Source organism: Serratia sp. GW822-FHT06E05, from assembly GCF_058799445.1.
Window position 1 is genome coordinate 76,667 of record NZ_JBXALM010000012.1, and the last position, 13,160, is coordinate 89,826.

9 protein-coding genes are annotated in these 13,160 nt (G+C 55.2%); 5 read left to right on the plus strand and 4 right to left on the minus strand.

The annotated features are described in order from the left end of the window. The first annotated feature begins 150 nt into the window (after positions 1-150). From proB to AC1RKC_RS22140, 3 genes are all read left to right on the plus strand, one after another. Positions 151-1,254 (plus strand): glutamate 5-kinase, encoded by a 1,104-nt coding sequence (gene proB, locus AC1RKC_RS22130; RefSeq protein WP_020825379.1) that lies wholly within the window; start codon positions 151-153, stop codon positions 1,252-1,254. 9 nt (positions 1,255-1,263) lie between these two features. Next, positions 1,264-2,517 (plus strand): glutamate-5-semialdehyde dehydrogenase, encoded by a 1,254-nt coding sequence (proA, locus tag AC1RKC_RS22135; RefSeq protein WP_048759703.1) that lies wholly within the window; start codon positions 1,264-1,266, stop codon positions 2,515-2,517. Between the two features lie 254 nt (positions 2,518-2,771). Next, positions 2,772-3,419, plus strand: a complete 648-nt coding sequence (locus tag AC1RKC_RS22140) for an EcsC family protein (protein ID WP_046374419.1) — start codon at positions 2,772-2,774, stop codon at positions 3,417-3,419. A 945-nt stretch (positions 3,420-4,364) separates the two neighbouring features. Here AC1RKC_RS22140 and AC1RKC_RS22145 read toward each other — a convergent pair. The 3 genes from AC1RKC_RS22145 to AC1RKC_RS22155 form a co-directional block, all read right to left on the minus strand. Further along, complete coding sequence (locus tag AC1RKC_RS22145) at positions 4,365-4,904, minus strand: hypothetical protein (protein WP_046374417.1); 540 nt, start codon at positions 4,902-4,904, stop codon at positions 4,365-4,367. 383 nt (positions 4,905-5,287) lie between these two features. After that, positions 5,288-5,812: a cytochrome b561 gene (gene cybB / locus AC1RKC_RS22150; RefSeq protein WP_081667723.1), complete on the minus strand. Its 525-nt coding sequence runs from the start codon at positions 5,810-5,812 to the stop codon at positions 5,288-5,290. Positions 5,813-5,959: 147 nt separating this feature from the next. Next, complete coding sequence (locus tag AC1RKC_RS22155) at positions 5,960-7,558, minus strand: ABC transporter substrate-binding protein (protein WP_201895703.1); 1,599 nt, start codon at positions 7,556-7,558, stop codon at positions 5,960-5,962. Between the two features lie 303 nt (positions 7,559-7,861). On the opposite strand from AC1RKC_RS22155, the gene bhsA reads away from it, so the two are divergent. Continuing rightward, positions 7,862-8,116 carry a multiple stress resistance protein BhsA gene (gene bhsA, locus AC1RKC_RS22160; RefSeq protein WP_020825385.1) on the plus strand — a complete coding sequence of 85 codons (255 nt, stop codon included), beginning with the start codon at positions 7,862-7,864 and terminating at the stop codon, positions 8,114-8,116. Between the two features lie 459 nt (positions 8,117-8,575). Next, positions 8,576-9,922, plus strand: coding sequence for a condensation domain-containing protein (locus AC1RKC_RS22165; protein WP_262016928.1), 1,347 nt, complete (start codon positions 8,576-8,578; stop codon positions 9,920-9,922). A gap of 101 nt (positions 9,923-10,023) precedes the next feature. On the opposite strand, the gene AC1RKC_RS22170 is transcribed toward AC1RKC_RS22165, so the two are convergent. Then, positions 10,024-13,119, minus strand: coding sequence for an amino acid adenylation domain-containing protein (locus tag AC1RKC_RS22170; RefSeq protein WP_234528978.1), 3,096 nt, complete (start codon positions 13,117-13,119; stop codon positions 10,024-10,026). Positions 13,120-13,160 lie beyond the last annotated feature (41 nt).

The window sequence follows — 13,160 nt, forward strand, 5'->3', positions numbered from 1 at the left end:
CTCATCATATCCTATAGCTTTCGAGTTGCGGCTAGGCGGCAAGCGCAGGAATCCGCAGGAGCTTACCAAGGTAAGTGACTGGGGGGATTGCGAGTAGCCAACAACGCTGCAGCTTGAAAGATGACGGATAAATTACACGGCAGAAATACTATGAACGGCAGCCAGACACTGGTTGTGAAATTGGGCACCAGCGTGTTGACCGGCGGATCGCTGCGTCTTAACCGTGCTCACATTGTCGAACTGGTACGCCAGTGCGCACAACAGCATGCAGCGGGTCACCGCATCGTTATCGTCACCTCCGGCGCGATTGCCGCCGGGCGCGAACATTTGGGTTACCCCGAACTCCCCGCCACCATCGCCTCCAAGCAGCTGCTGGCGGCGGTCGGGCAGAGCCGGCTGATCCAATTGTGGGAGCAACTGTTTTCCATTTACGGCATCCACGTCGGGCAGATGTTGCTGACGCGCGCCGATCTGGAAGACCGTGAACGCTTCCTCAACGCGCGTGACACCATGACCGCGCTGCTGGACAACCGTATCGTGCCGGTAATCAATGAGAACGACGCGGTAGCGACCGCAGAAATCAAGGTGGGCGACAACGACAACCTGTCGGCGCTGGCGGCGATCCTGGCCGGGGCCGACAAATTGCTGTTGCTGACCGATCAGCAAGGCTTGTACACCGCCGATCCGCGCAATAACCCGCAGGCGGAACTGATCCGTGAAGTGCACGGCATCGACGATGCGCTGCGTGCCATCGCTGGCGACAGCGTTTCCGGCCTGGGCACCGGCGGCATGGGCACCAAGTTGCAAGCTGCCGACGTGGCTTGTCGCGCCGGCATCGACGTGATCATTGCCGCTGGCAGCAAGCCGGGCGTGGTGGCGGACGTTATTGAAGGTAAACCGGTGGGCACGCGTTTCCACGCGCTGGAAACCCCGTTGGAAAACCGCAAACGCTGGATCTTTGGCGCACCGCCGGCCGGTGAGATCACCGTCGACGACGGCGCGGTCGATGCGATTATGGCGCGCGGCAGTTCGCTGCTGCCGAAGGGCATTCGCGAAGTGAAAGGCGATTTCTCCCGCGGTGAAGTGATCCGCATCCGCAATCTGGCGGGGCGCGATTTGGCCCACGGCGTCAGCCGCTATAACAGCGACGCGATGCGTATGATTGCCGGTCATCACTCGCAGGAAATCAGCGAAATTCTCGGTTATGAATACGGCCCGGTGGCAGTGCACCGCGACGATATGATAGTCAGTTAAGGAGTGAGCATGCTAGAGCAAATGGGGAAAGCCGCCAAACAGGCTTCCTGGCAACTGGCGGTGCTGAGCACGGCGAAGAAAAACCAGGTGTTGTCGGTCATCGCCGACCGGTTGGAAGCCGAAAGCGAAGTGATTTTGCAGGCTAACGAGCAGGATATGGCGCAGGCACGCGCCAGCGGGATGAGCGAAGCGCTGCTCGATCGCCTGCTACTGACCCCGGCGCGACTGGCGGCGATCGCCAACGATGTGCGCCAGGTGTGTCGTTTAAACGACCCGGTCGGCCACGTGTTGGACGGTAGCTTGCTGGACAGCGGGCTGAAACTGGAACGCCGTCGCGTGCCGTTGGGCGTGATTGGCGTGATTTATGAAGCACGGCCAAACGTCACCATCGACGTTGCCAGCCTGTGCCTGAAAACCGGCAACGCGGTGATCCTGCGTGGCGGTAAAGAAACCCACCATACCAATCAGGCGACGGTGAAAGTGATCCAGCAGGCGCTGGAACAGTGCGGCCTACCGGCGGCGGCGGTACAGGCTATCGACAGCCCGGATCGCGCGTTGGTGAATGAACTGCTGCGCCTGGATCGCTACGTCGATATGCTGATCCCACGCGGTGGCGCGGGGCTGCACAAGCTGTGTCGTGAACAGTCGACCATCCCGGTGATCACTGGCGGTATCGGCGTTTGCCACACCTACGTTGATGACAGCGTTGATTTCGACAAGGCGCTGACGGTGATAGAGAACGCCAAAATTCAGCGCCCAAGCGCCTGTAACTCGCTGGAAACGCTGCTGGTGAACCGCAGCATCGCCGCAGAGTTCCTGCCGGCGCTGAGTGCCAGAATGGCGGCGGTGGGGGTTACCCTGCACGCGGCGGAGAATGCCATGCCGCTGCTGCAAGACGGCCCGGCAACGGTGGTGGCGGTGGCGGCAGAAGATTATGACGACGAATGGCTGTCGTTGGATCTGAACGTGGCGCTGGTGGACGATATCGATCAGGCCATCGACCATATCCGTACCCACGGCACCAGCCACTCCGACGCGATCCTCACCCGTTCACTGAGCAGCGCCGAGCACTTTGTGCGTGCGGTGGACTCCAGTGCGGTATATGTGAATGCCAGCACCCGCTTCACCGACGGCGGCCAGTTCGGTCTGGGTGCAGAAGTGGCGGTCAGCACGCAGAAACTGCATGCCCGCGGTCCAATGGGCCTGGACGCTCTGACCACCTACAAGTGGATCGGCTACGGCGACGATTTGGTTCGCAGTTAACGTTTAGTACGGCGTTGAGATTTCATGTAGGGGCGCAGCATGCTGCGCCCTTTTTGTATGCTGGTTCATACCAGAACTGGCATTGTTGCAGGCCCAAAGAAACCTACTCTGACAGTCGGCCTGGTGCCAAAAAGGGGCATAACGACTGGCGGCCAAGAGTAAAAAAACAGCCTAAGAATAATTTAAATATCAAGAAAATCAAATCGTGGTCGATAAGCTTATAACTCTTCATTTCTATTTTAATAGGAAATAAAATGGCTGAAAAACTTAGCGAAGGAAAAATAATGGTAGCCCTTAATTGGGCTTACGATAAAGCATTGGACGGTACTATTCCGGGAACGGATTCTTCTTATGAAATGGCTGAAAACTACCAAAAGGGTGAGGCGGACTTAGCTGATAAGGTTAATTCTCTCATCAGATGGCAAAACACCAAATCTGCGACTACCGGGTTTGTTTCCGGGCTTGGGGGGATAATTACTATGCCTGTTGCAATTCCAGCAAGCATTGCAACCGTGATTTATGTCCAAATCCGCATGATAACAGCAATTGCTATCATGGGAGGATATGATGTGAAAGATGATCGTGTCAAAGCTCTAGTGTACTCATGCTTAGCTGGTAATGCTGCAAAAGATATCCTTAAAGGAACAGGGATCATTATTGGCTCGAAGATGTCCACTCAGTTAATTAAAAGCATATCAAAGGAAACTATTTTCGCAATTAACAAACGGGTTGGTTTTAGACTGCTAACTAAATTTGGTGAAAAAGGTGCGATCAACTTAGGTAAAATGATTCCACTCGTGGGCGGCGTTATTGGTGGTACGTTTGATGGTATTTCGACCAATGTCGTTGGTAATGTTGCTAGGAAAACCTTCATTGAAGGTAGCGCTATAAATGAAGTGTAAGAATGTCTATGTATATCGATCTTGTGATATGCATTTAAGATGCTCATGATGCCTTAGGAATACTCACCTGCTGCAGTTTCTATCAACTCTTACGGACGTTACAGTCAGTCAACGTCCGCACTTCGTGCATTGTAGACGTCATGTTCTTCGGACCTGTCCGCTTTGTGCTAAAAGCCGACCCTTGGTTTATATTATTCAATATCGCCTTATGCCAGCAATCATATTGCATTTTTAGCGACCATCACGCCATCATATTATTGACGGCATGACTACCAATGTCATGCCGTCAACTTTGTCTCATCGAACGATGTTTCTGAGACGTAGCTCCTGAATAAAAAGAATAATAGCAACAATCATGACAATTGCAAAAAAAACAATGCCAGAGACATCGTAATTAAAAATAGTTTTAAGATTATCATTGTTATATAAATGATTGTGCCGATATGAATACGTTGTGTAAATATTACTGAAGATCTCGCAAAATGATCCAATTATTAAAAAAAACCATAATAATAGGCAGTTTGCAGTGATTTTATTACTTTTGCGTCTTTTGGTGAATATGAGTAAACCAATAATAGCGGGGGTTATAAATGAAACTAAATCGGTAAGAGTGAATGCTAATAGATTTTTCATTGATAAAAGTCCTTTTTTATTAAATTTAGGTGGGCAGTATTTGTGCCATCACTGAATGTTTCTATGATCTGTTTGATAATCATTATAATTCAATTTACACTCTGTGTCCTTCTTTTTATGAGCGGATTTTATCTTGTCGTTTGAACCAAAATTAGCGAACAGCACGCACAATGATGTCCGCTTTCACTATAGCGGCCATTCTTTAGTAGAACCCAGAGATGTTTATTAAGGATAATGAAAACAGAAGATAAAATAATGGGGCGGCGGTTAACCCTTCCCGCCGACCCCACTAATTTCTAATGAATATAAAAATTATTTTTTAACCATAAGATGACTGCGCTCTTCTTTACTCATCGCCTTGTTTGAGCTGGAAATAACGCAGTTATATTCTTTACCTTCATTAATAATCATAAAGGTGCTGACGGGGTTTTTAAAATCTTTGCCGATGGTGAAGTAAACATAATCCTTAGGCAACACATTGGGTTTGAAGGCACCAAATGCATAAACCCCTTCTATGCCGAGTGCTGATAAATCAACCGTAAGCTCCAGCGGCTGCGTGCCCATCGGCGATGGCAGCATGGATTTAGCCGACATCATCATCGAACTGGTATTGACGGTGTATTCGCTGGTGACTTTCATCCCGACATACTTGGAGGTTGGCATCGAAAGTTCTTTCATACAGGCGGCATCGTGCTGCGGGGCGGGGCTGCCGTTTTGTTGCACGGCGTGTACGTGTTCCAATGTCACCTGCACTTTGCCAGTCACCGGTTGTTTAGTGTCTGCCGCGTGAGCCATGCCGACCATCGTGATGGCAGCAATCGTAGGTAAAATAACGCCAGTCATTATTTTCATTACTCTTCTCCTGACTTTTAAGTTTGGAAAAGTCGGATTAACTTTTCCGTGTGTGTAGCCGATAGAATTGAATTAATGAAATCATGGGTAGCACTATGCGGCCCTGTGCCGTCATTGGGCATGGCATAGCGGATTTTAAAAACAACTGGCGTTTTTTAAGATAAATGCAATGAGTGGATAAGAGCTTTTTCTTACGGAACTCTGTCAGTCCATGGGCTTATATTTTGTATGAATAACCTTAGTCAAGATCCGGGATAGATACAACTCGGCGTATATAAATTTTTCTAACCGTTTGGCTCCTGGAAATTAATAAGCCAATGGACTATTTCCAATGACTTATATTCATATGCTTATTATTGCAATGTTGGGGTTGTCATTTCGGGCTAACGCCGATTCAACCAAGGCAGCATACGCACCAGCGCATTGTCCTTAACGATATAGTGATGGAACAGCGCTGCGGCGGCATGCAGCCCGATCAGCCAATAGCCGAAAGCCGCCAGCGTCTTATGCCAGCCGATAATCGTCCGCGCCTGCGGTCGGTCGGCAATCTCGGCGAAGGGCATCGGCAAGCCGAATAAAAACCATTCTTTCCCCCCCAAATAGCGGGAATAAACGCCCAGAATCGGCAACGTCAGCAGCAGCAGGTAAATCAGGCTGTGTACCAGATGGGCTACGCCAGTTTGCCATTTTGCCGGTTTCGGCTCGATAGCGGGGCTGGTGTGGCGCCAGCGCAGAAACAAGCGGGCGATCATCAGAACAAATACTGTCACTCCGCAACTGAAATGGGTCACCACCAGCACGTACCACACCGGGGTGCCCGGTACGGCAAGCCCTCTCAGCTCAATCGTCGTGCAGGTCACAACCAGCAGGATCGCCACCAGCCAGTGCAGACGGATCTGCATCGGCATATAAGAGTTCTGCACCGGGTTACCTTTTGATGTTAAATCACAGTGTTGATGAGAGTAACCAAATGTTACAGGAGAGGAAAGCGCCGGATGAGAATTTCATCCGGCGGATTGCCGGTGTGGCACCCAACGCGGGTGCCACACTTTCACTCAGTTGATCTTGGCCTTGGCAAAGTCGCTGCCGTTAACGTCAACCACATAGCCGCTGACGTTGCTGCGGGTGGCGTAGAACACCTTGCCGTTAGCCAGCGGCAGCAGCGGAGCCTGCTGGGCAAAAATCACCTGTGCCTGCTGATAAAGCTTGGCACGTTCGGCCGGGACGCTAACCTTAATCGCCTGCTGGATCAGCTTGTCGTAGCTGCTGTCGCACCAGCGTGCCGCGTTGGCACCGGTTTGCACGCCGGCGCAGTTGAGCAGGGTAGCGAAGTTGTCCGGGTCGCCGTTATCCGACATCCAGCCATACAGCGCGCTCTGCTGTTCCCCTTTGCGCAACCCGGCCAGATACTGGCCCCATTCCCAGGTGACGATTTTGGCTTTTACGCCCACTTTCGCCCAGTCGTTTTGGATCATCTGAGCGATGCGGCGTGAATTCGGGTTGTAAGGGCGGGCTACCGGCATCGACCAGATATCGGTCTCAAACCCTTTCTCCAGCCCGGCCTGCTTGAGCAGTTCACGCGCTTTTTCCGGGTTGTAAGCGTATTCGGGCAGTTTGTCGTTATAGCCCAGCATGCCCGGTGGCAGTATCGAATAGGCCGGCGTGCCGCTGTCTTTGAATACCGCCGCAACGATGGCCTTTTTGTCCACCGCATAGCTCAGAGCCTGGCGTACCAACACGTTGTCGAACGGCTTCTTCTGGGTGTTGAACGCCAGATAGCCGACGTTCAGGCCGTCGATGTTGTGCAACTGCAGGTTTTTGTCGCTCTTGATGGCGTCAAACTGCTCCGCCAGCGGGGCAGGGATAATCTGACACTCGTTGGTTTTCAGCTTGGCCAGCCGGGTTTCCGGGTTTGGCGTAATGGAGAAAATCAGGTGTTTGCTGGCCACTTCGCCCTGCCAGTAATGCGGGTTGGCGATGTAGCGGATCAGCGAGTCCTGTTTGTACTGCTGCAGCGCAAACGGACCGGTGCCGATCGGCCAGTTATCGACATATTCCGGGGTGCCTTTTTTCAGCATGGCATCGGCATATTCGGCGGAAAGGATCGAGGCGAAGTCCATCGTCCAGTCGGCGAGGAACGCGGCGTTAGGCTGGCTCAGCGTAAAGCGCACGTGGTCATTATCCACCGCCTCCACTTTGGTGATCAGCTTGTCCAGCCCGGTGTCGGTGAAGTACTCGTAGTTGCCGCCGGACACCTTGTGATACGGATGATTGGGGTCCTTTTGACGCATCACGGTGAACACCACGTCCTCGGCGTTGAAGTCGCGCGTCGGGGTGAAGTATTTGTTGCTGTTGAATTTCACACCCTTGCGCAGCGTAAAGGTGTAGGTTTTGCCATCCGGGCTGATGGTCCACTCGGTCGCCAGTGAGGGCGCCGGGGTTTTATCGCTTTCACGCAGCGTCAGCAGGCGGTTGTACAGCACCTGCGAGGTGGCGATAAAGGTGGTGCCGGAGCTGGAAAGCTGCGGGTTGAAAGATTCGGGCGAGGCTACGGTGCAGTAGACCAGGGTATCCGTGGCGGCCAGTGCGTTGCCCGTCGTCAACAGGCCGGTTCCTGCCAACAACAGACACGCAGTGCTTTGTTTTAAACGCATAAAATGGATGGCTCCCTCAGGTTGATTGAGGACACTGCCGCCGCGGTGGCATTCAGGCAGCCCTCAATTTAAATATAAGTGATTGATCGCGAATATGGGAACTGAGGAATGACGATTGTTCGACGGTCGCAGACCGGTCGGGCGTCAAGATAGCCGATGAAATTGTATGCTTAGGTAAATAACCCCGGTTTTTCGGTTGTCTGACAAAAATGTTATCGACGAGTCACTTTGGGGTCAGCAACCCCCACTTAGAATCACCTCACCAGGCAGAACCTGGTCTGGTCAATCTAATGAGGTGGTTATATGAAAGCGATTAAATATGTCATGGCGGCGTTTATCCTGGCGGTGGTGTCCACCAGCAGCTTTGCGGCCAACAGCGTCAGTTCCGAGCAGGGGCTGACTAAACTCGGCGTGGTCTCCGCCAGCGGAGCACTGACGCTCTCAGGTCTGGAAAAGCAATTGGCGAAGAAAGCCGATCAGGCCGGGGCCAGTTCATACCGCATTATTTCCGCCAGCGGAGGTAATAAACTGCACGGCGTAGCAGTAATTTACCAATAATGGCAGGTGCATGCCGTTAGACCGGGGCGGTACTTGTTTTTACCGCCCCAGAAGGTTCCTGTTTTGTTGGTTTGTAGCCCTCATCCTCCGCCACTTAACCCTCGGTCACTCCTCAGGCGCACTCTCCCCGTCAATTAAGTTTGCAGCATGAACAGGTTGTTCTATATTCATGAAAATGATAATAAGTGTTATTATCATTTTCATTTGTAACCAAACCGAAACATCTTCAGTGCGTTGCCCTGGCCTTGGAAAAGGTGGCTGCGCCGTCTCGCTTTACGTGCGCCAGGGAGGTCAAGCACGCCAACCACAACACAATAATAAGGATCACGCCGGGCAGCCCTTGGGCTGGTCATCCAACCGTGTCCGCCATTTACCCCGCTTTTGGCCGTTATCGGCGGCAGCGGGGTTTTCGCTTCCGTTGTTTCAACATTTGTTTATGGCTTATCAAAGGTAGGTAACATGTCGGAAACTGTTTTGGCTACTGAATGGCTGCCGCTGACACCGGCGCAGTTAGACTTCTGGGACGAATTTACCTTGCACCCCGGACAGCCTTTTTCCACCGTCGCTCACGTCACCGAACTACGCGGCGCGGTAGATGAAGAGGCGCTGTGTCGGGCTATCACTCAGACGATGGCGGAAACGCAGGCGTTTGCATTGCGTTTTCACGGCGGCACTGGCGAGAGCTTGCCGCAGCAGCGTTATGATCCCCAGGCAATACCGCAACTTAATCGCCTTGATCTTCAGGCACAGCCCGATCCTTACCAGACCGCGATGCGGCTGATGCAGGCGGATGTCGATCAACCACTGGATCTGTGCAGCCAGCCGGTGGCCGCGGTGTGGTTGATTAGGCTGGGGCCTTCGCATTTTATTTGGTACGTGCGCGCCCACCATATTGTGATTGATGGCTTTGGCATGGCGTTGGTTGAACATCGTTGTGCCGCGCTGTATACGCATTTCCTCGACGACAGCGCGGCGGGGCACGCACTGGGCGAGATTCATGCTTTTCAGCACCATGAACTGGCCTATGCGGCTTCTGAACGCTGCGCTAAAGACCGGTATTTTTGGCAGCGGTATTTGCCGCCGTCGCAGACCTTGCCAACGGTGCGCAAAGGCGGCAGGGAATATGGCGTTAAATCCCTGAGTACCAGCACGCCGTTGCCGGAGGAGATCCCGCAGCGGTTGCGTTGGCTGTCGGAACGTAGCGGTATCGGTTGGCCCGACCTGTTGCTTTCCCTGTCCGCCGCCTGGCTGTTCTTTACCTTGCCGCCGTTGCCGCATGACAAGGGCGATTCGCGCACCATGTGGATGCCGGTGATGAACCGCCGCAGCAGCCAGGCCACCAATACGCCGGCGCTGGCGGTCAATACGCTGCCGCTTTTGGTGTCGCTGCGTGCGGAAGAGACTTTGGGCCATTTTCTGTCGGGCATGGCGAAGATGCTGCGTGAGCTGCGCAGCCACGCAGGTTACCGTCTGCGGCACATTGCCGCAGATCGCGGTGTGACGCCGGCCTCTCGTTTGTTTATCTCGCCGTTTATCAACGTCCAGCCGTTTGATCCCGCCGGTTTCAGCGGCTGCACCTGTACGCGACGGGTACTGGCAGGAGGATCTGGCGACGGCGCTAACCTGACCTTCCGCGGGCGCACCGATGCTGGCGATCTGCACCTGGATATCGATGTTTACGTGCAGCAGTTTGCCTGCGATGGGATCGAAGACTATGGGCGTGACCTGCAGGCGTTTTTATTGCGTGCGTTGCGGGAAGAAGCGCTGGAGACGGCGCTCGGCGAACTGGTGGCGGTGCCCGCCTGATGGCCGAAAGGTCAGCGTAATGGTTGGGGCCATGCTCGACCCGATATAAGTTTGAATGAGGTGATAGGGGGCTGCATGCAGCCCCTTTTAGTTTGAACCGTTTAACGTGCCAACAACGCCGCCACTTCCCGCGCATTTTTGCAGGGGATTAACAGCGTTGGCGGCAGTTGGGTGCCAAAGGCCTGGTTAAGCTGCGCCGCCACCTGGCGAATGTGCGGCAGCTTCAACCCCATGCTGATAAAGGCCGTTTCTTCTCCCCATTCCGGGCGCGGCGTTGCGCCGATGGCCTGTAAATAGATCGACAGGATCTTGCCGCTGTGCGCCGGTGGCGCGCTCGGCAGCGGTGCCGCACAGGCATTCAGGCCCGGAGCGGCACGATCGGCGCTGAAGGCTGCGCGGATACGGTGACGGTCGGTCTTGCCGTTACCCGACAGCGGCAGCAACTCGGTATGAATAAAGCGTGTCGGGATATGGGTACAAGGAAGGTAGCCGGTCGAAAAAGCGCGGATCGCCGCCAGCGACAGCGGTTTGCCGTCGTGGGTGAGGTACATCGCCCCGAGCGTCGCTTCGCCATTGTCACCGCCAGGGTAATCCACTACCACGATATCGAGAATAGCCTCGTGTCCGCGCAACACATCTTCAATTTCCGGCAGCGAAACGCGCACGCCACGGATTTTCACGTAGCCGTTCACCCGGCTGGCGAAAAGGATATTGCCGTCCGGGCGATAGTACCCCTGATCGCCGGTACGGAAGGCCCGCAGCGGTTGCCCGTCGGGCCCCTCCAGCGTAACGAAATCATGTTGTTTTAAATCACCGTCCTCCAGATACCCCAGCGCCAGATTCACCCCGGAGGTGTGGATGCGGCCGACCACGCCGGTCGGGCAGTGGGTACCGTCATCATGGCAGATAAAGTATTGGTTAGCCGGCAGCGGCTGACCATAAGGCACGGTGCCGGTGTCCTGCGGCGCTATCGGGTGCCAGATGCTCCAGATGGTGGTTTCGGTCGGGCCACCGAGCGAGAACAGGCTGATGTCCGGACGCAGGCCGCGCAATTGCTGTACCGTCGCCGGTTTGATGTAATCGCCCCCCTGAGCCACCAGTCGCAGCGAACGCAGGCTATCGTCGGTTTTACAGGTAAGCAGCATTTCCAGAATGGCGGGGACCGAACACCACAGGCTGACGCCATGGCGCTCAACCAACTGGTTCCAACTGATGGCGTCCTTTTCCTGATGTGGTGCCGGTAACACCAGCGTGGCACCGGCGCTGAGCGAGCCGAACAGATCAAACATCGACATATCGTGGTGCGGCGGCGTGACCGAAATCATCACGTCGTCGGCGGTGACCGCCCAGCGCTGCAGGGTTTGGCCGATAACGTTGGCGGTGGCGCGGTTATTGAGCACCACGCATTTCGGTTTGCCGGTGGTACCGGAGGTATACAGATAATAACTGGCTTCGGTGCTGACGCTGCGCTCGGTCAGCGTCTGGCTGTCCGGCCGCTTGGCGGCGCCCGCCGTCGGGTCAAGCAGTTCCTCTGGCGTAACCCCGAACGAGGTGTCCAGCTCACCCTTGTGTACCACCAGATCCGGCCGGCAGTTGGTCAGCAGATAGGCGGTACGTTCCGGCGGTGAGTTGATGTCGATCGGCACCCAGATAATGCCCAACAGCGCACAGGCGAGTGAGATGGTTACATGCTCCGGACTGCGCGCCAGATACAAGGCCAGCACGCTGCCTGGCTTCAGGCCACGCTGTTGCAGATTTGCCATCACTGCGCTAACCCGTTGGCCCAATTCCGGGTACGTCAGGCTTAGTTGGTCGCAGATTAACGCGGGGCGCGGCTGCGGATCGTTAAACAACCTGTCGGCCAACTGCGCAAGATAAGGGTAAGCGCTGAATGACGTCTCGCTGTGGTTATGGCGGTAATGTTGGTAATCGATAAATTGCGCGGGGGGAATTTCCACATCGCCGTCCCGGCACATCAACATTACCCGCCGTTGCAATGCGTCCAGCATTGCCTGCACTTGCTCGCCATCCAACGCTTGCTCGGCGTAGTCGACGCACAGCAGCAGGTTCTTGTCGGCATCTTGTGTCAGGCGGATATCGATCGCCACCTGCGGCGTCTGGGTCACGCCGTCATGGTAGCGAACCGGCGCGTTGCCAGGCAGCGTCTCCCACCCCAGGCAGTTGGTGAGGATCACCGGCAGCGCCGGGGAACCCTGGCTGAGGTTTAGCAACTGCCGCGCCAGGTCAACGCCGGAAAATGCCAGATGGTCGAGCGCCCCCAGCACGTCGTCCTGCAAGGCCTGGGCGCGGCTGATAAAGGTGCCCCCCAGGCGGGAATAGCGTACCGCCACAAAGGTAGAGGCGTTGCTGAGCGCACCATTTGCCGCAGGAAACGCCACCGGCACGCCGACGCAGAGTTCGCCGTCGGTGGTCCACTGCGCCAGCGTATCGAGGATCAGAGCCGAAAGGCTGCTGTTGCGCAGCAGGGCATGGGAGGATCCCAGGCGCGAGAACTGTTTTAGAACCTCGCGCGGCAAAGTCAGGTTGGCGCGGCGATAGCGAGAGGATTTGATATTGGCCAGCGGGGTGCGCCACGGCAACGCCGACGGCGTGGTGACGTCCTGTAGCTTGGCTTGCCAGTAGGCGGCATCAATCTGACGCTGTTCCGCCGTGGCTGCAGCCGGTGGGCTTGGCGGCACGACAGGCGGCAGCGGGGCGTCGTCGAACAGCCGGGCGATGACGGTGGAGATACCCTGGCCGTCGAGGATCAGCGCGTCGAAGCTGGTGAAAATCACGGTGTCGTAGGGGTTGCCGGTGGCCTCCTGCGTCTCCGAGAGCTGAATGGCGGCAATACGCCACAACGGCTGCGCGGGATCGTGGCGCTGATGCGAATATTGCTCGCGCAAGTCAGCCAATTGGCGTTGCGCTGCCTGATGGTCGAGCGCACGCAGATCGTGCCGATCCAGATTCAGCGTGGCCTCTGCCCGCACGTGTTGGGTGAAACGCTGGGTATCGATGCAGGTGCGCAGCGCCGCATAGTGCTGCACCAGTTCGCTCAATCGGCTTTCCAGGCGGGCCAAATCCAGTCCCAGACCGCGATATTCGCGAAAGTCGTGCATCGCTACGCCGCCGAGCGGCCATTGTTCGCTGCGCCCGAGCAGGTAAGCCTGCTGCAGTGCGCTTAATGGTGTCTCCATGGTATTTCCCTATTGATTGTCACTAACCCACGAAATAGAAA